The following is a 20,577-nucleotide window of genomic DNA, read 5'->3' as shown; positions in this document are numbered from 1 at the left end:
CGGGTTCGAGCGGTCAGGCGATGGCGTCGGCCGCGCCGCGCCGTTCGGCGAGCATGTACTCGCGCGACTGCATTTCAATGATACGCGAGACGGTGCGGTGGAATTCGTTCGCCAGCATGCCCTGCGTGTAGAGCTGCTCCGGCTCCACCGCCGCCGACATGATCAGCTTGACCTTGTGGTCGTAGAACACGTCGATCAGCCAGGTGAAGCGGCGCGCCTCAGACGACTGGCCTGCCGACATGGCGGGAATCCCGGACAGGATCACGGTGTGGAAACGCGTGGCCAGTTCCAGGTAGTCGTTCTGCGAACGCGGCCCGCCGCACAGGGTCGCGAAATCGAACCAGATCACGCCGCCCGCATGGCGCAGCGCGCGGATCTCGCGCTTCTCGATGTGGACGATCGGGCTTTCGTCGGCGGTGTCGGCGACTTTCGAATAGGCTTCGCGCAGTGCGTGGTCCGATGCCGCATTGAGCGGCGTGTAGTAGGCCTGCACCTGTTCCATGGCGCGCTTGCGGTAGTCGTTGCCGGCGTCGACGTTCAGGATGTCGAGTTTTTCCTTGAGGAGCGCGATGGTCGGCAGCATGCGGTCGCGGTGCAGGCCATCCGGATACAGCGTCGACGGCTCGTAGTTCGAGGTCATCACGAAGCTGACGCCGTTGTTGAACAGCGCGGTCAGCAGGTTATACAGGATCATCGCGTCGGCGATGTCGGAGACGTGGAATTCGTCGAAGCAGATCAGGCGGTATTTGCGCGCGATGCGTTTCGCCACTTCGTCGAGCGGATCGGCGACGCCTTTCAGTTCATCGAGCTGGCCGTGCACGGCGCGCATGAATTCGTGGAAGTGCAGGCGCGTCTTGCGCACCACCGGGACCACCGAATAGAAGCTGTCCATCAGGAAGGACTTGCCGCGCCCTACCCCGCCCCACATGTAGACGCCGCGCGGCACGTCCGGACGGTTGATGAGACGCTTGAAAGCGGACGACCGCTGGGCCTTGTACTGGACCCAGTCGTCGTACGCCTGCTGGAGGCGGTCGACCGCGGCCTGCTGGGCCGGATCGGACTTGAAGCCGCGCTCGGTGAGGGCGTGCTGGTAGTACTCTTGGACGTTCATAAGTTACACATATAAACGTAGGGTGGGCGGGTCTCCCGCCCACGCGTTCAACGCACATACGCAAGCCAAGGAGCGGGCTGGAATACGTAATTTGAACGCGTGGGCGGGGAACCCGCCCACCCTACGGGGGCTATCGTGATGCGAAGTTCCGCGTGGGCATGCCCACCCTACTAGAAATTCAGCGAACGCTTGTCGACCGCCAGCGCGGCTTCCTTGACGGCTTCCGACAGCGACGGGTGCGCGTGGCAGATGCGGGCGATGTCTTCCGACGAGGCCTTGAATTCCATCGCGACGACGGCTTCCGAGATCAGTTCCGAAGCGACCGGGCCCACGATGTGCACGCCCAGGATTTCGTCGGTGGTGGCGTCGGCCAGGAATTTCACCATGCCCGAGGTATCGCCCAGCGCGCGCGCACGGCCGTTGGCCATGAACGGGAAGGTGCCGGCTTTGTACGCGACGCCTTCGGCCTTCAGCTGCTGCTCGGTCTTGCCGACCCACGCGATTTCCGGCGAGGTGTAGATCACCCATGGAATCGTGTTGAAGTTGACGTGGCCGTGCTGGCCGGCGATGCGCTCGGCAACGGCAACGCCCTCTTCCTCGGCTTTGTGCGCCAGCATCGGGCCGCGCACGACGTCGCCGACTGCCCACACGCCCGGCAGGCTGGTGCGGCATTCGTCGTCAACGACCACAAAGCCGCGCTCGTCCAGCTGCAGGCCGACGGATTCGCCGTTCAGGCCGATCGTGTTCGGCACGCGCCCGATCGAGATGATCAGGCGGTCGAAGGTCGCGGTCTGCTCGGCGCCGGTCGAATCGGCGTACTGCACCGTGACATTATTCTCGCCCTTGGTGATCGCGCCGATCTTGCAACCCAGGTTGATTTTCAGGCCCTGCTTGGTGAACAGCTTGTGGGCTTCCTTGGCGATCTGCTCGTCGACGGCGCCCAGGAAGGTCGGCAGGCCTTCCAGCACGGTGACGTCGGCACCGACGCGGCGCCATACCGAACCCATTTCCAGGCCGATGACGCCGGCGCCGATCACGCCCAGCTTCGATGGAACCGCATCGATGGCCAGGGCGCCGGTGTTCGACAGGATCAGCTTCTCGTCGAATTCCGCGCCCGGCAGCTGGCGTGCGTTCGAGCCGGTGGCGACGACGACGTTCTTCGCCGTCAGCGTGTCAGTCGTTGGACCGGTCACGTTGATGGTGTAGCCGCCTTCGGCCTTGCCGGCGAAGGCGCCGCGGCCGTGGAAGAAGGTGACCTTGTTCTTCTTGAACAGGAACAGGATGCCGTCGTTGTTCTGCTTGACGATGGTGTCCTTGCGCTTGAGCATTTGCGGCAGGTTCAGTTCCAGGCCGGCGACATTGATGCCGTGCTCGGCGAAGGCGTGGCCGGCGTGCTCGAAGTGTTCCGACGATTGCAGCAGCGCTTTCGACGGGATGCAGCCGACGTTGGTGCAGGTGCCGCCTGGAGCCGGCTTGCCTGCCGCGTTGCTCCACTCGTCGATACAGGCCGTCTTGAAGCCGAGCTGGGCTGCGCGGATGGCAGCGATATAGCCGCCAGGGCCGCCGCCGATGACGACGACGTCGAATTGTTTCTCGTTACTCATGAATAGCTTCCTTATTTATTCTTCTGGGACAAAAATCCACATCAGCAGATAAATCACGGCCCCGAACCCGAAGGTGATGGTGAACAGCGCGAACAGGAGGCGCCAGACCCAGGCGTCGATGTTGGTCGCAAGGGCCAGGCCGCCGCAGACGCCACCGAGCCAGCGGTCCACCCGCGAGCGCCGCAGCGCATTGAAGTCGCCGGCGAGCGTGCCGTCGCCCTTGTTCAGGCTGACCTTTTCGCTGCCGGGGGCAGCGCCGGACAGTACCCGCGCCTTGGCCTGTTCAAACTCGGCGGCCGTCAATGCGCCGGCCTGGTGCAGCTCGTGCAGACGCCGGATTTCATCGGAGATCATGGCAGTCCTCCACTAGGGTTCGGCGGACACGCAAGCGCTGGCCTGCGTGTCCGGGCCGTTACAGAGAGATTACAGGTCCAGCAGCAGGCGCGCCGGATCTTCCAGCGCATCCTTCATCGCAACCAGGCCCAGCACGGCTTCGCGGCCGTCGATGATGCGGTGGTCGTAGGACATCGCCAGGTAGTTCATCGGACGGATGACGATCTGGCCGTTTTCGACGACGGCACGGTCCTTGGTCGCGTGCACGCCCAGGATCGCCGACTGTGGCGGGTTGATGATCGGGGTCGACAGCATCGAGCCGAAGGTACCGCCGTTCGAGATCGAGAAGGTACCGCCCGACAGGTCTTCCAGGGTCAGCTTGCCTTCCTTGGCTTTCTGGCCGAATTCGCCGATCTTCTTCTCGATCTCGGCGATCGACATCTGGTCGGCGTTGCGCAGGATCGGCACCACCAGGCCGCGCGGCGAACCGACGGCGATACCGATGTCGAAGTAGCCGTGGTAGACGATGTCGTTACCGTCGACCGAGGCGTTCAGGATCGGGTACTTCTTCAGTGCGGCAACGGCGGCCTTGACGAAGAAGGACATGAAGCCCAGCTTGACGCCGTGCTCTTTCTCGAACTTGTCCTTGTACTTGGCGCGCAGGTCCATCACCGGTGCCATGTTGACTTCGTTGAAGGTCGTCAGGATGGCGTTGGTCGACTGCGATTGCAGCAGGCGCTCGGCGATACGGGCGCGCAGGCGGCTCATCGGCACGCGCTCTTCGGCGCGGTCGCCCAGGTTCGCGACCGGTGCGGCGACCTGTTGAAGCGCCGGCTTGGCGGCTGGTGCCGGTGCTGGAGCGGCGGCAGGCTTGTTGGCGACTGCGGCCAGGGCGTCGCCCTTGGTCACGCGGCCGTCGCGGCCCGAGCCGTCGATGCCGGCGGCGTTCATGTTGTTGTCGGCCAGGATCTTGGCAGCGGCCGGCATGGCGACACCGGACATCGCGCCACCGGTGGCGGCAGGAGCAGCGGCTGGCGTCGAGATCGCTGCGTTCGGCGCGGCCGACGGTACGGCTTTCACTTCCAGCGGGGAGACTTGCGCCGAGGCGTCGGTGTCGATGACGGCGATGACTTCGCCGGCGACGACGGTGGCGCCGTCGGCCTTCAGCAGTTGCACGATCACGCCAGCGCTTGGCGCCGGCAGTTCAAGGACCACCTTGTCGGTTTCGATGTCGATCATGTTTTCGTCGCGGCCGATAGGCTCGCCGACCTTCTTGTGCCACGACAGCAGGGTCGCTTCAGCGACCGATTCCGACAGTTGCGGGACCTTGACTTCGATTTGTGCCATGTAAAACTCCGTTAAATTATTCTGTGATTTTGAAAACACGTTACACACGTTAAACAAACCGGCCGCCTTGGGGCGACCGGTTTGCGGTGTGGACTTATTTGGTCAGGATGAAACCCTTGAGCTTCGAGAACGCCGTGTCCAGCAGTTCCTTCTGCTGCGCCACGTGCTTGTCCGAGTAGCCGACAGCCGGAGCCGCCGAGGCCGGACGGCCGGCATATGCCAGGCGCTGACCTTCGTCCATGTTTTCGAAAATGTTGTGCTGGATCTGGAACCACGGGCCCTGGTTCTGCGGCTCGTCCTGTGCCCACACCACTTCGGTCGCGTTGCTGAACTTCTTCAGTTCGGCGCCGAACGACTTGTGCGGGAACGGGTACATCTGTTCCATGCGGATGATCGCGACATCGTTCACGCCGCGCGTCTTGCGTGCGTTGACCAGGTCGTAATAGACCTTGCCCGAGCAGACGATCACGCGCTTGACCTTCGACGCTTCGATCTTCTCGTCGGTCTCGCCGATCACGGTCTGGAAACCGCCCTTGGTCAGCTCGGTCAGCGACGAACCGGCATCCTTGTTACGCAGCAGCGATTTCGGCGTGAAGATGACCAGCGGCTTGCGGAACTGGCGCACCATCTGGCGGCGCAGCAGGTGGAAGATCTGCGCGGCGGTGGTCGGCTGGACGACTTGCATGTTGTTGTCCGCGCACAGCTGCAGGAAGCGCTCGATACGGCCCGACGAGTGCTCCGGACCCTGGCCTTCATAGCCGTGCGGCAGCATCATGACGAGACCCGAGGCGCGGCCCCACTTCACTTCGCCCGAAGCGATGAACTGGTCGATCACGACCTGGGCACCGTTGACGAAGTCGCCGAACTGGGCTTCCCAGATGGTCAGCGTGTTCGGTTCGGCGGTCGAATAGCCGTACTCGAAGCCGAGGACCGCTTCTTCCGACAGCACCGAGTCGATGACCGTGAACTGTGCCTGGTTTTCCGACACGTTGGCCAGCGGCAGGTAGATGCCCTGGTCCCAGCGCTCGCGGTTCTGGTCGTGCAGCACGGCGTGGCGGTGCACGAAGGTGCCGCGGCCGGCGTCCTGGCCCGACAGGCGGATCGCATAGCCGGACGACAGCAGCGTCGCGTAGGCCAGGTGTTCGCCCATGCCCCAGTCCAGGTTCAGTTCGCCGCGGCCCATGGCGGCGCGGTCGGCCAGCACTTTTTCGACCAGCGAATGTGGTTTGAAACCTTCAGGCACCTTGGTGATGCGCTCGGCCAGGCGTTTCAGTTCCGCCAGCGGCACGGCGGTATCGGCCGCGTCGGTCCACTTCTTGTTCAGGAACGGCGCCCAGTCGACGGCGAACTGGTTCTTGTAGTTGGTCAGGACCGGATCGACCGTGTGCTTGCCGGCGTCCATCGCGTCGCGGAAGGCGGCAACCATCTTGTCGCCTTCGTCGGCCGCGATCGTGCCCTGGGCAGCGAGCTTCTCCGCGTACAGCTTGCGGGTGCCCGGGTGCTTGGCGATCTTCTTGTACATCAGCGGCTGGGTCAGCGCAGGCGTGTCCTGCTCGTTGTGGCCCAGTTTGCGGTAGCAGATGATGTCGACGACGATGTCCTTGCCGAACTCGACGCGGTAGTCCATCGCGATCTGGGTAGCCAGCACGACCGCTTCAGGGTCGTCCGCATTGACGTGCAGGACCGGCGCTTCGATCATCTTCACGACGTCCGAGCAGTACAGCGTCGAACGGGCGTCGCGCGGGTCGGAGGTGGTGAAGCCGATCTGGTTGTTGATGACGATGTGCATCGTGCCGCCCGTGCCGTAGCCGCGGGTTTGCGCCAGGTTCAGGGTTTCCATGACCACGCCCTGGCCGGCGAATGCGGCGTCGCCGTGCACCAGGATCGGCAGCACTGTCTTGCCCTTGCGGTCGCCGCGACGTTCCATGCGGGCCTTGACCGAACCTTCGACGACCGGGTTGACGATCTCGAGGTGGGACGGGTTGAAGGCCAGCGACAGGTGGACCGGGCCGCCCGGGGTCGAGACGTCGCTCGAGAAGCCCTGGTGGTATTTCACGTCGCCCGACGGCAGGTCGTCGGCGTGCTTGCCTTCGAATTCTTCGAACAGTTCCGATGGCGCCTTGCCCAGGGTGTTGACCAGGACGTTCAGGCGGCCGCGGTGGGCCATGCCGATGACGATTTCCTGGACGCCCTTTTCGCCGGCGCGCTGGATGGTCTCGTCCATCGAGGCGATGAAGGACTCGCCGCCTTCGAGCGAGAAGCGCTTGGCGCCGACGTATTTGGTGTGGAGGTAGCGTTCCAGGCCTTCGGCCGCGGTCAGGCGGTCGAGGATGTGGCGCTTCTTCTCGGCCGTGAAGGTCGGGGTCGAACGGATCGACTCGAGGCGCTCCTGGATCCAGCGCTTTTCGGTCGGGTCGCTGACGTACATGAACTCTGCGCCGATCGAGCGGCAGTAGGTGTCACGCAGCATTTGCAGCAAGTCGCGCAGGGATGCGTTCTCGCCGCCGAAATAGGTATTGCTGATGTTGAACTTGGTGTCCAGGTCGGCATCGGTGAAACCGTAGAAGGCCGGATCGAGTTCAGGGATGGGCGGACGTTCCTGGCGCTGCAGCGGATCCAGGTTGGCCCAGCGCAAGCCGAGGTTGCGGTAGGCGGCGACCAGCTGGGTCGCGGCGACGCGCTTGCGTGCCATTTCCGGGTCGGCTTCGCCGGCGGTGGCGGTGACGGTGCGGATCGGGCCATGCTTCGCGCGTTCGGCGAAGGAGGCGATCACTGACGAGTGGATCACGTCGGGACGGGCACTGCCGTCGACTGCAGGCACGTTCTGCATGCTGTCGAAATAGGCGCGCCAGTTGTCCGGGACCGAGCCAGGATTGTTCAGGTAGGCTTCGTATAACTCTTCCACGTACGGCGCATTACCGCCGAACAGGTACGAGTTCGCAGTTTGTTGTTGCATCATTCTTGCTCACCTTTTCTTCGCGCTTCGCGAGTTTGGCGGGTTAATCTAACCTTCCGCGACACGGCCTGACCGGTTAGCGGATCGCACTTACTACATCAAGTTGTGGGGGAAGGACAGATGGGACAGAAGTTTCTTCGGCCCCATGTTATTGCTGAGCATTTTTATGACGCTCCGCAATAGCCGGGGTATTGTAACGCAACATACGGCACGCATAAGAGCTGGACTGAATTTTGTTGACCACCTAAATGATAATAGTTATCATTTGCGTTGTGTACTCAACAGGAAGCTTGCATGTCTGTCCAGAACCCGCCGCGCTCGACCGAAGCAGCTCCTGCTGCCCTGCCCGGCGCACGGCGCTCGTTGTGGCTGAGGACCTTGCATCAGTGGCACTGGATCAGCTCGGCGATTTGCCTGACGGCGATGTTGCTTTTTAGCATCACCGGCTTCACGCTGAACCATGCGGCGCAGATCGAATCGAAGCCGGACGTCACGCGCATCAAGTCTGTGGTGCCGGCGGCGCTGCTTCCTGCACTGCGCGTGTATGCCGAACAGCACGTCGACGGCGAGGCGCCGGTGCCGGCCCAGCTCGCCGAATGGGCGAACGCAGCCTTCCCGGTCGACCTGCGCGGCCGCTCCGCCGAATGGAGCGAGGAAGACGCGTATATCGCCCTGCCCCGTCCGGGCGGCGATGCCTGGCTGCGCGTCAGCCTCGACGGCAAGGCCGAATACGAACTTACCAGCCGCGGCGCCATTTCCTGGCTCAACGACATGCACAAGGGCCGGAATACCGGCCCCGTGTGGAGCTGGTTCATCGACCTCTTCGCCCTTGCCTGCCTCGTGTTCTGCATCACCGGTTTCCTGATCATGAAGATCCACGCCGGCAACCGGCCCTCGACCTGGCCCGTGATCGGCTTCGGCATCGTCCTGCCGGCCGTTCTCGCACTCTTGTTCGTTCACTAATCTCGCATCTATTAATACAGAAGGCATTTGCATGAAACTGTCTCCCTCGCTCGCCCTGACCCTGCCCCTGATTTCGGGCGGCGCCGTGGCCGCCGACCTGTCGGTGAAGTTCGAACTGCCGCAGCTGAACGTGGCCGAGTACCACAAGCCCTATGTCGCGATGTGGATCGAAAAGGCCGACGGCGCCGTCGCCTCGACCCTGGCTGTGCTCTACGACGTCAAGAAGAAGGACAACGCCGGCGAGAAATGGGTGAAGGACATGCGCACCTGGTGGCGCAAAGCGGGCCGCGAAACCACGCTGCCGATCGACGGCGTCTCCGGCGCGACCCGTGCCGCCGGCACCCACACGCTGAGCTTCGGCCCGGCGAAGACCGGCATCGACAAGCTGCCGGCCGGCGACTACAAGCTCGTCATCGAAGCGGCGCGTGAAGCGGGCGGACGCGAACTGGTGCGCGTGCCGTTCAGCCTGCCGGCCAAGGGCAAGGTCGCGGCCACGGCCAACGGCAAGGAAGAACTCGGCGCCGTGTCGATCAACATCCAATAAGAGAAAGCCATCATGCAAAACTCGCTCCACAGTTCATTCGTCAAGCATGGCGTACTCGGCCTGATCCTGCTCGCTACCGCCGGCGTTGCCAGCGCCCACCGCCCCTGGATGCTCCCGACCTCGACCATCGTCGAGACCAAGGAAGCCTGGGTCACGATCGACGGCGCAGTCTCGGAAGGCCTGTTCGACTTCGACCACATGCCACTGCGGATGGACGGCGTGACCGTCACCGCGCCGGACGGGACGACTGCGGCCGGCCCTGCCGCCGTGACGGGGAAACTGCGTTCCTCGATCGACCTGCCGCTCCCGAAGGAAGGCACCTACCGCATCGCCCTGGTCAGCACCAACGTGATGGGCAGCTACAAGGTCGGCGAGGACGTCAAACGCTTCCGCGGCAGCGAGGCCGATTTTGCGAAACAGCTGCCGGCCGGCGCGCAGGACGTGCGCAAGACCGTCACCCACCAGCGCATCGAAACCTTCGTCACCGCGCATAAAACGAATGATGCGGCCCTCAAGCCGACGAATGCAGGCCTGGAGATGGTCCCGCTGACCCATCCGAACGACCTGCGCGCCAACGAGACGATGCGCGTGCGCTTCCTGCTCGACGGCAAACCGCTGCCGAACCTGCCGTTTTCCCTGGTGCCGGGCGGCGTGCGCTACCGTGGCGTGGCCGGCGAAATCCGCCTCACCACGGACGCCAAAGGCGAGGCCAGCTTCAAGCTGCCAGCCGCAAACATGTACTGGATGAACGCGGCCTATCCGCCGAATCCGGGCAAGGGTCCTGCTCCGGACAACGGCCCGGCCGAGAGCAAGCGCTACGCCTACACGGCCACGCTCGAAGCCCTGCCGGAGTAAGCGCGCCTTTGAGTACTCCCTTGCGCCAGGTCCTCGTTCCCCTCGCCATCGATCCCGCCGCGCCCCCTGGCGGCAGCGTCCTGTCTGACGCCGCCGGGTCGACGATGGGAACGAGCTGGTCGGCGCACCTGCTCGTCCCTGCCGGGGTGCGCAGCAATCTCGGCGAGCAGATGCAGCGGGAACTCGACGGCATCGTCGGCGAGATGAGCCACTGGGAACCCGATTCCATCCTGGGCCGCTACAACCGCGCACCAAGCGGCAGCTGGCATGCGCTGCCGCCGCGATTTGTCGACGTGCTCGACTACGCGCTGCAGGTAGCTGCCGACAGCGGCGGCGCCTACGATCCTTTCTCCGGCGCGCTGGTCAACCTGTGGGGCTTCGGTCCCGAGCGGCGCTACAACCAGCCGGGTTTTTATGCGCCCGCGCCCGACGCGGTGCAGGCCACGCTGGCGCAGCGCGCGTCTCTCCATCCGGTTTTCGACCGTGCCGGTGCACGCCTGCTGCAGCCGGGCGGCGCCCTCCTCGATTTCTCCTCTGTGGCCAAGGGCTATGCGGTCGACCGCCTGGCCTGGTGCCTGGAACAGCACGGCGTGCGCCATTACCTGGTCGAGATCGGCGGCGAACTGCGCGGTGCCGGCATGAAGCCCGACGGCCAGCCCTGGTGGGTGACGCTCGAAGGCGTGCCCGGTGTGGACAGTCCGGCCACGGTCGCCGCCTTGCACGGTTTGTCGATCGCCACCTCGGGTGATTACCGCCGCTATTTCCAGCATGGCGCGCTGCGCGCTGCGCACACGCTCGATCCGCGCAGCGGCTATCCGGTCTCAAACGAGGTCGCCTCCTGCACCGTCCTGCATCCGAGCTGCATGGCGGCCGATGCGCTGTCGACGACGATCACCGTGCTCGGCCCCGAGGCTGGGCTGGCCTTTGCCGAGGAACGCGGTCTCGCCGCGCGCCTGCTGCTGCGCCGTCGCGGCGGTCTCGAAGAGCGCACGACGACGGCTTACCGGGCGCTGCTGCAATGATGCTCACGCTCGATCCCGTGCGCTGGGGCAGCGCCCTCGCACTGGTGGCCGCCTGGGGCGGACTGTGCGCGGCCATGCTGCGCAGGGCGACGCCTGCGGTCCCGGACGGCGACGCCGACTGGCTGGTGGTCTACGCCAGCCAGACCGGCAACGCCGAATACCTGGCCCGACAGACCGCGGCCACGCTCGCCACCGGCGGCCTGTCGGCGCGCGCCCTGAGCATCGAGGACCTCGACGCCGGCACCCTCGCCGGCACCACGCGCGCCCTCTTCATCGCCAGCACCTACGGCGAAGGCGATTCGCCCGATGCCGCCGCGCGCTTCGCCGGCGTCACGATGGCCGGCGGCGCCGACCTGTCGCAGCTGCACTATGCCGTGCTCGCGCTGGGCGACAGCAGCTACACCCACTTCTGCGGCTTCGGCCGCGCGCTCGATGGATGGCTCACGGCGCGCGGCGCCACGCCCCTGTTCGCGCGCATCGACGTCGACCGCGGCAACGCCGAGGCCATCGCGGGCTGGCAGCACCAGCTCAGCCACCTGGCCGGCACCAGCGATTTGCCGGACTGGGAAGCACCGGCCTATGGCCAGTGGCGCATCCTCGAGCGCACGCTGCTCAACGAAGGCAGCGCCGGCGCGCCCCTGTACCGCATCGCCCTGATCCCCGCCGAGGGGGCATTGCCGGATTGGGAAGCCGGCGACCTGGTGCAGATCCGTGCTCCGCGCGACCCGGACCTGCCGCGCGAATACTCGATTGCCTCGGTTCCGGGCGAAGGACGCATCGAACTGCTGGTGCGCCTGCAAGGTCATGCCGATGGCAGCCTTGGTGCGGCCTCGGGCTGGCTGTGCCTGGAGGCGAGCGGCAGCGACACCATCTCCCTGCGCATCCGCGCTCATGCGCGCTTCCGCCTCGGCGACAACGCCGCCCGTCCGTTGATTTTGGTCGGCAACGGCACCGGCCTCGCCGGCCTGCGCGCCCACCTGAAAGCGCGCATCGACGCCGGCGTGGCCGACAACTGGCTCGTCTTCGGGGAGCGCAATGCGCGGGCCGACTTCCTCTGCCGTGACGAACTCGAACGCTGGCGCGACGCGGGCCGCCTGGCGCGCCTCGACACCGCCTTCTCGCGCGACGGCGCCGAGGCGCGCTATGTGCAGCACGTGCTGGCCGAGCAGGCGGCCGAAGTACGCGCCTGGATCGCACGCGGCGCGGCGGTGTATGTCTGCGGCAGTTTGCAGGGGATGGCGAGCGGGGTGCACGAGGCGCTGGCGGCTGCGCTGGGAGCGGATGCACTGGATGAACTTGCGGCGCAGGGCAGATATCGGCGCGACGTGTACTAACGCACCGCGCATGCTGACAGCCACCCACGCGGTGGCTTTTTTTACGCCCGAATCCGTAGTGCACCGTATGGGGTCGTTGAGGCTAATGGCCTCAACGACGGGTTCACCGGGCTCTTGAGCCCACGCGTTGCAGAGCGTGCGGAATACGTTCGGTGTTTCGACCGGCAGCCGTGCGTAACGCGTGGGCTCAAGAGCCCACCCTACGGTGCATCAGCACCTCAAATGAAAACGCGAATGATAACGATTCTCGTTTACAAATCGTGAAGCCCTATCTAAAATGCTGGTCAACCCAACAAGAAGCGCCCTGCTTTCGCGGGCGTCCTCCAACGAGAGAAAACAGGAAGACCATGCACCCGATCACCAGCCGCAAGCACGCCCCCAGCCGATTCCAGCACCAGATGAGCGCCGCCCTGGCGACGATGCTGCTCCCGCTCGCCGCGCAGGCCGGCGAGGCCTCGCCACCCGCCCTCGACGACGCCATGCCGGTCTCGAAAGTCGAAGTCGTCGGCCGCCAGGAAAACGATTTCAAGGCCGAGCGTGCGTCCTCGCCGAAGTACACCGAGAAGCTGGTCGACACCGCCCAGTCGGTGCAGGTCATCAAGAAGGAACTGATCGAGCAGCAAGGCGCCCTCACCCTGACCGAAGCGCTGCGCAACACCCCGGGCGTGGGCGCCTTCTTCCTCGGCGAGAACGGCAACACGAACACCGGCGACGCGATCTTCATGCGCGGCTTCGATACCTCGGGCAGCATCTTTGTCGATGGCGTGCGCGACGTCGGCTCGGTCTCGCGCGACGTCTTCAACCTCGAGCAGATCGATGTCGTGAAAGGCCCGGCCGGCACCGACAGCGGCCGCGGCGCCCCGACCGGTTCGGTCAACCTGGTCTCGAAAAAAGCGAACATGGAAGACGCGGTGTCGGGTTCGGCGACGGTCGGCAGCGCCTCGCAGAAGCGTGTCACGCTCGATGCCAACAAAGTACTGGATGCCGACCGCGGCATCGCCCTGCGCCTGAATGCGATGGCGCAGGACGCCGGCCGGCCGGCGCGCGACGTGGTCACCGATAAGCGCTGGGCCATCGCCCCGAGCCTCGGCTTCGGCCTGAATGGCCCGACACGCGTGGTGCTCGATTACCTGCACGTCGACCAGGACAACATCCCCGATGGCGGCGTGCCGACCGTCGGCCTGCCCGGCTACACCAGCCCGGACCGTTCCCGTCCCTTCATCGGCGGCGCCGTACCGGTCGATCCGCAGAACTTCTACGGCTCGACCGGCGACTACGACAAGATCAAGGCGGACATGGCGACCGTGCGCATCGAGCACGACTTCGCGCCCGGCTTCAGGCTGCACAACATCACGCGCTACGGCCGCACCAGCCAGGACTACCTGCTCAGCGCCTTCATGGGATCGAGCGCCAACCTGGCCACGCCCAACCCAGCCGATCCGTCGACGTGGACCCTGGTGCGCAACACCCGCACCGTGAAGGACCAGGAAAACCGCATTCTCACCAACCAGAGCGCCCTCACTTCGGAGTTCGGCACCGGCGGCCTGCGCCACACGCTGGTGACGGGCCTCGAACTGACCAACGAGCGCCAGCTTGCCTACGGCCTGACGGGTCTGGGCCTGCTCCCCGCCGCGAACCTGTACCGTCCGGATGCGGCGGCGCCCGTCACCGGCCTGGCGCCGAAGCGCACCGGCGCCTACAACGAGGGCACGATCGACACGCAAAGTCTGTACGCCTTCGACACCATCAAGTTCGGCGAGCGCTGGATCTTCAACGGCGGCCTGCGCCTCGACCATTTCAATGGTGACTACACCGTGGTCGCACTCACCAACAATGTACTGGTGCCGACCCATTTCACGGTCGGCGACTCCCTGGTCAACGGCAAGCTTTCGGCGCTCTACAAGCCGACGGCGAACAGCAGCATCTATGCGATGGCCGCCAGCTCGAAGCTGCCGCCGGGTTCCGGTTTCACGGTCTCGGGTAACCTCAACAACGCGCAGAACCCGATCTACGATCCGCAGGAAACCGTGACCACCGAGATCGGCGGCAAGCTCGATCTGTTCAAGGCGAAGCTCGCCCTGAGCGCGGCCCTGTTCCGCACCGAAGTGAAGAACGAAGTCGAGCAGGACCCGGTCGACCTGAAGTACTACCAGACCGGCAGGAAGCGCGTGCAGGGCGTGGAACTGGGCGCAACCGGCGAACTGGCGCGCAACTGGCTGGTCAGCGCCGGCTACCTGTACATGGACACCAGCGTAAAAGCCGGCAAGCTCACGACCGCGCTCGGCGAAAACCACCTCGCCTACACGCCGAAAAATGCGCTCACGCTCTGGACCTCGTACGAGCTGCCCTTCGGCCTGAAGCTGGGCGGCGGCGCGCGCTACAGCGACCGCCTGCTGCGCGGACTTGATGGCGCCATCGGCACGCCCGCGTACACCGATTCGTACTGGGTGTTCGACGCGATGGCCTCGTACCAGGTCAACCGCAACCTGGACATCCGCCTGAACGTCTACAACCTCGGCGACGAGCGCTATATCGCCAGCATCAACAAGAGCGGCTACCGCTACACACCGGGCACGCCGCGCTCGGCCAGCTTGACGGCGAACCTGCGTTTCTGAGAATGGATGACCAGGAGGGCAGCTTGGCCTAGAATGGCAAGCTGCCACTTCCTCCAGGTCTCCCTTGAAGATATCGATCGGCCTTCGCCTGTTCCTCTCGGTCCTGCTGGCCATCCTGGCGGTGGCCGCGAGCGCCGTCTTCCTGCTGCGCCAGAACGTGCTGGAGAGCTTCGGGGACTACGCGGTCCAGATCGAACTGGATCGCCTGGAAGAACTGTCGAACGACCTCGCCCGGCGCTACGCGCAGCACGGCGACTGGCGCTTCGTCCCGGCCGGCGCCCGGCGCGACTGGATCACGCGCGAACTGGCGCGGCTGCAGGCAGAGCGCGAAGCGCGTGCCCTGCCTGCGGCGCCTGCGCCGGCGGCACCGGTGCGCGCCGTGCCCGCCGTGCCTGCGGTGCCGTCCGCTCCCGTTGCCGCGGTTGCGGCTCCCGCTCCGCCGGCGCCGCCGGCCCCTCCCCTGCCGCCGCTGCCGCCGCCACCCCTGCACGAAGCATCCGAACCTGCCGAGGCGGCGTCCCTCCAGTCGCGCATCACTCTGTTCGACGCCGCCGGTCGCGTGCTCGCCGGCAGGCCGCCGGGTGCGCTACCGCTGGCGAGGCGTCCGATCCTGGTCGACGGCCGCACGGTCGGCTTCCTGGCGGTGGCGCGCACGGCGCGGCCCACCGACGCCCTCGCCTACGCCTTCCTCCAGCAGCTCGGCGCCAGCCTGTGGCCGATCGCCGCGGCCGGCGTCCTGCTCAGCGCCCTCGCCGCGACCCTGCTGGCCAGCCACTTCCGGCGTCCGATCGGGCGCCTGGCGCAAGGAGCACGGGCGCTGGCCGACGGCCGTTTCGACACCCGGCTGAAGGACGACCGCAGCGACGAGCTGGGCGAGCTGGCCGGCCACTTCAACGTCCTCGCCGCCCGCCTGGAAGGCGCGGAATCTGCGCGCCGCCAATGGGTAGCCGACACCTCGCACGAACTGCGCACGCCCCTGGCCGTGCTGCGCGCCCAGCTCGAAGCGCTGCAGGACGGCGTGCGCAGCGCCGACCCTGGCCACGTGGCGGCGATGCTGCGCCAGGTGCTGGCCCTGTCGAAACTGATCGATGAACTGTATGCGCTGGCGCGCGCCGACGTCGGCGCCCTCGACTGCCGGCGCGAACCGCTCGACCTGTGGGGGCTGGCATGTGAGGAAGCGCAGTCGTTCACGGACCGTTTCAAGGCGGCCGGGCTGACCCTGGAGACCGGGAACGCGCCGCCGCAATCCGAGGTGCTTGCGGACGCGGACCGCATGCGGCAAGTGCTGCGCAACCTGTTCGAAAACAGCCTGCGTTATACGGGCACGCCCGGCCGCGTGGCACTCTCGGCGCGGGTGGCCGAGGGACGCTTCGAACTGGTCATCGACGACAGCACACCGGGCGTGCCGGAGGCGGCACTCGCGCACCTCGGCGAGCGTTTCTACCGGGTCGATGCCTCGCGCAGCCGTGCGGGCGGCGGCGCCGGGCTCGGACTGGCGCTCTGCCTGCGCCTGGTCGAAGCGCAAGGGGGCGAACTGCGTTTCGCCCACTCGCCGCTCGGCGGCCTGCGCGCCACGCTGTCATTTCGGCGGGTTGAATGAATACTGTTTATATCGTTGAGGACGAGCCCGAGCTGGCCGCCCTGGTCGCCGATTACCTGCGCGCCGCCGGCTTCGATGCCACGGTCTTTGCCGACGGCCTCGATGCCCTGTCTGCGATCCGCGCAAGGGTGCCGGCGCTGGTCGTGCTCGACCTGATGCTGCCCGGCCTCGACGGCCTGGCGCTGTGCCGCGAGGTGCGGGCCTTTTCCGAGGTGCCGATCGTGATGGTGACGGCGCGGGTCGAGGAGATCGACCGCCTGCTCGGCCTCGAGCTGGGCGCCGACGACTACCTGTGCAAACCCTTCAGCCCGCGCGAACTGGTGGCGCGCGTCAAGGCGATCCTGCGCCGCAGCGGCGCCACAGCCCCTGCGCCGGCGGCAGCGCTGGCAATCGACGCGGCCGCCCGCCGCGCCAGCGTACGCGGCCAGGCGCTGGAGCTGACGCGCACCGAATTCGACCTGCTGGCGGCCCTTGCCGCGCGGCCCGGCCAGGTGTTTTCGCGCGCCCGGCTGCTCGAACTGGCATGCCAGGACAAGCTGGATGCGACCGACCGCGCGATCGACAGCCATATCAAGAACCTGCGGCGCAAGATCGACGCCGCCGCGCCCGGATTCGAACCGATCCGCTCGATCTATGGCCTCGGCTACCGCTTCGAGTACTGAACTCCATTTTGTCTCCACATTCGCGGCGCAAGATGAGGTCATCGGCGCCACCATTACGCGCGCCCGAAACGAACACCGCAAGGAGAACGACATGCACCCACGCGCCATCTTCCTTATCGTCCCGACTGCCCTGCTGCTGGCCGCCGGCAGCAGCGAGGCCGCCGTCCGGATCGACTGCAAGCCCGCAAAAAGCGGACCCTGCGCCGCCCCGCCCGCCCCACCGGCGCCGCCGACTCCCCCTGCCCCGCCGGCCCCGCCTGCGCCGCATGCCGACGGCGACCTGGCCTATGCGCCGATCCCGCCCGTCCCTCCGACGCCGCCCGCACCGCCCGCCATGCCGGCCCCACCCGCCCCGCCGGCGCCGCCGCCCCTGCCCGAGATCCCGGCCGCGGCGCACGCCGCCTGTGCCGGCAAGGCGAACGGCAGCAGCCTGACCTGGACGCTCGGGCCGGGCGAAACCATGCGCGGCCTGTGCGAACGGGTCGACGGGCGCATGGTGTTCCAGCTGCGCAGCTACCGAAAGGCGGATTAAGCGTTTCTGGCGGACGGCACCCTGTTGGCAAAATGATTAGAATCTGCTCATCAGCAATCAATCGTCGGGGCGGCTATGTTCGATATGGATTTGGCGTGGTGGGAATTTATCGTACGCGGCGCGGTCGTCTACCTGGCACTGCTGTTGATGGTGCGCGTCTCGGGCCGGCGCACGGTCGGCCAGTTCACGCCTTTCGATTTGCTGGTGGTGATGCTGCTGTCGGAAGCCGTCTCGAATTCCCTGTCCGGCGGCGATAATTCGCTGAGCGGCGGCCTGATCATTGCCGCCACCCTGATCGCCCTGAACACCGCCGTGGCCTGGCTGTCGGCCAACAGCAAACGGGCGTCGGTCATGCTCGACGGCACGGCGGTGCTGATCGGGCGCGACGGCCAGTTCTTCGACAAGGTCGTCAAGCGCTGCCGCATCACGGAGTCCGACCTCGAACAGTCGCTGCGCTCGGCCGACTGCAAGCGGGAAGACATGGAATGCGCCTTCCTCGAGGCCGATGGCGAAATCACGATCCAGAAGAAGAAGTAATCGACAGCTCGCGCTCGGCCAGCAGCGCCGACCAGGCGGGAATCGCCGCCGCCCAGAAACCGGCCAGCGTGGCGGGCCGCGTGCCGGCAAGCGGCAGCCCGAGGAAGCGCGCGGCATCGAGCAAGGCCTTGACGCCCGCCGCTTCGTCGCCCGGCAGCACGGCCAGCGCGCCGGTCTGCTTGGAGAGCTTTTCGCCGTTGGCGTTGCGCACGACGGGCACGTGCAGGTAGCGCGGCGTCGGCACGCCCAGCAGGCGCTGCAGGTAAATCTGGCGCGCCGTCGAATCGATCAGGTCGGCGCCGCGCACGATGTCGGTCACGCCCTGCTCGGCGTCGTCGACCACCACCGCCAGCTGGTAGGCCCAGTAGCCGTCCGCGCGTTTCAGGACGAAGTCGCCGGATTCATGCGCCAGGTGCTGGGTTCTCAAGCCGGCAAAGCGGTCGACAAAGCTGATGGCATCCATGGGTGAGTCCGGCACGCGCAGGCGCAGGCTGCGCATGGATCGCCCGGCCGCCAGGCCGTGGCGGCAGGTGCCGGGATAGATGGCCGCGCCGTCGGGCGCGACGCCCAGGCGCGAGTCGAGGATTTCGCGGCGGTTGCAGCCGCAGGGGTAGGCATATGCCCCGAGCCGTTCGGCGGCCGCCGCGTACAGCGCCTTGCGCCGGCTTTGCCACACGACCTCGCGGTCGGAATGCATGCCGAGCGAATCGAGCAGCGCAAGGATGGCCGTGTCGGCCCCAGGCACGCTGCGCCCTTCGTCGATGTCCTCGATGCGCACCAGCCACTCGCCCCCGTGGGCGCGGGCATCGAGATGACTGGCGACGGCTGCAACCAGCGAACCGGCGTGCAGGGGCCCGGTGGGCGATGGGGCGAAACGCCCAACGTAGGGATTACTCACGGTGTAAAGGAGTTGCCTGGACGGGGCAACACGATACCACAGGGTCCTATCGCGGGCGGCCCTTCCAGCCGTCCTTCTCTTCGAAGTCGCGGATCAGGCGGGTGACCTGGCGGCCGACCTCGTTCGGCACGGCCATCGACAACTGGTAATGCACGATCTCGAAACTGCTGCCCTTGCGGCGCATGACGCCGCTCGCCTGGCAGACGCCCATCTGGGTGTCGAGCAGCTCGTCGAACCAGATCATCGATCCATCTTCCGACGAATAGACGTTACGGCGCTGGGCCTTGAAGGCCCATGCCTTCTTGCGCTTGAAATAGGGCCGCGCCCAGGCCTTGAACGCGTCGCGACGCCAGTGCTCGGTCTTGTCGGTCCCGATGTAGACGCCATCCTTCGCGATCTTGTCGAAATAGGCCATGCGGGCATGCGCCGCGTCGTCGTGCCAGCGGTCGACGAAGGCGTTGACCTGTTTCTTGAGGCCGGGATCGGCCTGGGCGACGAGCGCGCACAGCAACAGGGAACAAGCGAGCAACAAACGTTTCATGTGGATGCCGATTGTTGACTGGAAAATCACATTCTACACAGCCGTATGTAACCAAGTGTACAAATTGCCAAACTTTTTCAGCTCAGGTATATATTTGGCAACATTACTTCTTGCCGGCGATTTATGCGACTCCTGCTCATCTGCGTGCTCTGCCTTGCGCCTGCCGTCCGCGCCGAACCGGCGAAGCCCTTGCCTCCAGGCCCCTCGCTTGCCCCGCCCGCGCAGGCGGGAGCGCTGCCGCTGCGGGCGCGCCTGGATAAAGAAACGATCCGCACGGCGATCGCAGCGACAGCGGACGAGAACGATCCCAGGCCGCGCCGGCAGGAAGCCGACTCGCTCAGCGCGACGCCCTATCGATCGTTTTCAAAAGACTTTGCCGCCGCCCGCCTGCCGGACTGCCTGCATTCCGAAGGGCTGAAAAACCAGCCGACCTTTTTCCTGTCGGGTTTTATTGCCCTGCCCTTCATCGCAGTCGCCAGGCTGCGCGGCGTCTGCCGCTGAGCGCCTGCCTAGCGGTGCAGTTCGCCCGCGCGTTCGGGCTGGTAGACGATCTCGCGCACCGTCACCTCGAAGCGCCCGCCGTCCGGCCGCGTCCAGGCTATGCTGTCGCCCACTTTCAGTCCCAACAGCGCATTGCCGACCGGCGTCAGCACCGACAGCTTGTCGGGCGCGCCCTTGACGTCCTTCGGGTAAGCGAGCGCCATGTCGAATTCTTCGGGGCCGTGGTCGAGCACGAAGCGCACGCGCGAATTCATCGTGACGACGTCGGCCGGCATCTCTGCCGGCTCGACCAGCTCGGCCCTGGCCAGTTCTTCCAGCAGGGCCGCCCGCGTTCCGGCCTGGGCGGCGGGAAGCGAATCGAGCAGGTGTTCCAGGCGCTCCATGTCGAGCGAGGATACGACGATAGGTGGTCTCATGTGGTACTCCATATACAAAAGGAAAACGCTCCGCGTCATGCGGAGAAGGTCGATGCAGTGGAGGAGGCTCGGGAGGACGGAAGGCGGATGCCGGCCGGATTTCCTCACCGAGCCAGGGAGAGCCAGGCGAGATCTCGCACGCACGCCGCTGGCGTGCAAATGACACGCATGGACGCGACGCGACCTCCCTCGTTCAGGGGTGAACC

Annotated in this window: 19 protein-coding genes; 11 read left to right on the top strand and 8 right to left on the bottom strand. The window is 66.0% G+C overall.

Annotation, left to right across the window (positions count from 1 at the left end; genetic code table 11):
* Positions 1–13: 13 nt before the first annotated feature.
* The 5 genes from zapE to LPB04_RS12635 all read right to left on the bottom strand — a co-directional run bounded on the left by zapE (position 14) and on the right by LPB04_RS12635 (position 7,354).
* Complete coding sequence (gene zapE, locus LPB04_RS12655) at positions 14–1,111, bottom strand: cell division protein ZapE (RefSeq protein ID WP_193684932.1); 1,098 nt, start codon at positions 1,109–1,111, stop codon at positions 14–16.
* A gap of 170 nt (positions 1,112–1,281) precedes the next feature.
* A complete protein-coding gene (gene lpdA, locus LPB04_RS12650; RefSeq protein ID WP_193684931.1) occupies positions 1,282–2,715 on the bottom strand; it encodes a dihydrolipoyl dehydrogenase in 1,434 nt (477 codons plus the stop codon).
* Positions 2,716–2,730: 15 nt separating this feature from the next.
* Positions 2,731–3,069 (bottom strand): PspC domain-containing protein, encoded by a 339-nt coding sequence (locus LPB04_RS12645; protein WP_193684930.1) that lies wholly within the window; start codon positions 3,067–3,069, stop codon positions 2,731–2,733.
* A 69-nt stretch (positions 3,070–3,138) separates the two neighbouring features.
* On the bottom strand, positions 3,139–4,395 hold the full coding sequence (gene odhB, locus LPB04_RS12640) for a 2-oxoglutarate dehydrogenase complex dihydrolipoyllysine-residue succinyltransferase (protein WP_193684929.1): 1,257 nt from the start codon (positions 4,393–4,395) through the stop codon (positions 3,139–3,141).
* Positions 4,396–4,489: 94 nt separating this feature from the next.
* Positions 4,490–7,354: a 2-oxoglutarate dehydrogenase E1 component gene (locus tag LPB04_RS12635; RefSeq protein ID WP_193684928.1), complete on the bottom strand. Its 2,865-nt coding sequence runs from the start codon at positions 7,352–7,354 to the stop codon at positions 4,490–4,492.
* Between the two features lie 291 nt (positions 7,355–7,645).
* On the opposite strand from LPB04_RS12635, the gene LPB04_RS12630 reads away from it, so the two are divergent.
* The 10 genes from LPB04_RS12630 to LPB04_RS12585 all read left to right on the top strand — a co-directional run bounded on the left by LPB04_RS12630 (position 7,646) and on the right by LPB04_RS12585 (position 18,015).
* On the top strand, positions 7,646–8,314 hold the full coding sequence (locus tag LPB04_RS12630) for a PepSY-associated TM helix domain-containing protein (RefSeq protein ID WP_193684927.1): 669 nt from the start codon (positions 7,646–7,648) through the stop codon (positions 8,312–8,314).
* Positions 8,315–8,345: 31 nt separating this feature from the next.
* Positions 8,346–8,858, top strand: a complete 513-nt coding sequence (locus LPB04_RS12625; protein WP_193684926.1) for a DUF2271 domain-containing protein — start codon at positions 8,346–8,348, stop codon at positions 8,856–8,858.
* 12 nt (positions 8,859–8,870) lie between these two features.
* Entirely contained in the window at positions 8,871–9,713 is an 843-nt protein-coding gene (locus LPB04_RS12620) for a DUF4198 domain-containing protein (RefSeq protein ID WP_193684925.1), read from the top strand.
* 20 nt (positions 9,714–9,733) lie between these two features.
* On the top strand, positions 9,734–10,735 hold the full coding sequence (locus LPB04_RS12615) for an FAD:protein FMN transferase (RefSeq protein WP_193688982.1): 1,002 nt from the start codon (positions 9,734–9,736) through the stop codon (positions 10,733–10,735).
* Entirely contained in the window at positions 10,732–12,069 is a 1,338-nt protein-coding gene (locus LPB04_RS12610; RefSeq protein ID WP_193684924.1) for a sulfite reductase subunit alpha, read from the top strand. The genes LPB04_RS12615 and LPB04_RS12610 overlap by 4 nt, the downstream gene beginning before the upstream one ends.
* 347 nt (positions 12,070–12,416) lie before the next feature.
* Complete coding sequence (locus tag LPB04_RS12605) at positions 12,417–14,684, top strand: catecholate siderophore receptor Fiu (RefSeq protein WP_193684923.1); 2,268 nt, start codon at positions 12,417–12,419, stop codon at positions 14,682–14,684.
* A gap of 64 nt (positions 14,685–14,748) precedes the next feature.
* Positions 14,749–16,284, top strand: coding sequence for an ATP-binding protein (locus tag LPB04_RS12600; RefSeq protein WP_193684922.1), 1,536 nt, complete (start codon positions 14,749–14,751; stop codon positions 16,282–16,284).
* A complete protein-coding gene (locus LPB04_RS12595) occupies positions 16,281–16,946 on the top strand; it encodes a response regulator (protein ID WP_193684921.1) in 666 nt (221 codons plus the stop codon). Before LPB04_RS12600 ends, LPB04_RS12595 begins: the two co-directional genes overlap by 4 nt.
* Before the next feature lie 91 nt (positions 16,947–17,037).
* Positions 17,038–17,478 carry a hypothetical protein gene (locus LPB04_RS12590; RefSeq protein WP_193684920.1) on the top strand — a complete coding sequence of 147 codons (441 nt, stop codon included), beginning with the start codon at positions 17,038–17,040 and terminating at the stop codon, positions 17,476–17,478.
* A 75-nt stretch (positions 17,479–17,553) separates the two neighbouring features.
* Positions 17,554–18,015: a DUF421 domain-containing protein gene (locus LPB04_RS12585; RefSeq protein WP_193684919.1), complete on the top strand. Its 462-nt coding sequence runs from the start codon at positions 17,554–17,556 to the stop codon at positions 18,013–18,015.
* Here the strand turns inward: LPB04_RS12585 and gluQRS are convergent.
* Both gluQRS and LPB04_RS12575 read right to left on the bottom strand, forming a co-directional pair.
* Positions 17,993–18,913, bottom strand: coding sequence for a tRNA glutamyl-Q(34) synthetase GluQRS (gene gluQRS / locus LPB04_RS12580; protein WP_193684918.1), 921 nt, complete (start codon positions 18,911–18,913; stop codon positions 17,993–17,995). The two genes, LPB04_RS12585 and gluQRS, sit on opposite strands and share 23 nt — an antisense overlap.
* Before the next feature lie 46 nt (positions 18,914–18,959).
* Positions 18,960–19,454 (bottom strand): nuclear transport factor 2 family protein, encoded by a 495-nt coding sequence (locus LPB04_RS12575; RefSeq protein ID WP_193684917.1) that lies wholly within the window; start codon positions 19,452–19,454, stop codon positions 18,960–18,962.
* A gap of 123 nt (positions 19,455–19,577) precedes the next feature.
* Here LPB04_RS12575 and LPB04_RS12570 point away from each other — a divergent pair, with 123 nt between their 5' ends.
* Entirely contained in the window at positions 19,578–19,955 is a 378-nt protein-coding gene (locus tag LPB04_RS12570) for a hypothetical protein (RefSeq protein WP_193684916.1), read from the top strand.
* Positions 19,956–19,963: 8 nt separating this feature from the next.
* Here the strand turns inward: LPB04_RS12570 and rnk are convergent, their stop codons facing one another.
* Positions 19,964–20,371, bottom strand: coding sequence for a nucleoside diphosphate kinase regulator (gene rnk / locus LPB04_RS12565; RefSeq protein ID WP_193684915.1), 408 nt, complete (start codon positions 20,369–20,371; stop codon positions 19,964–19,966).
* Positions 20,372–20,577: the final 206 nt, after the last annotated feature.

This window comes from Massilia litorea (assembly GCF_015101885.1).
Taxonomy (GTDB): Bacteria; Pseudomonadota; Gammaproteobacteria; order Burkholderiales; family Burkholderiaceae_D; genus Telluria; species Telluria litorea.
Note: the sequence above shows the minus strand (reverse complement) of the source record. Positions and strands in the feature narration are given on the sequence as shown.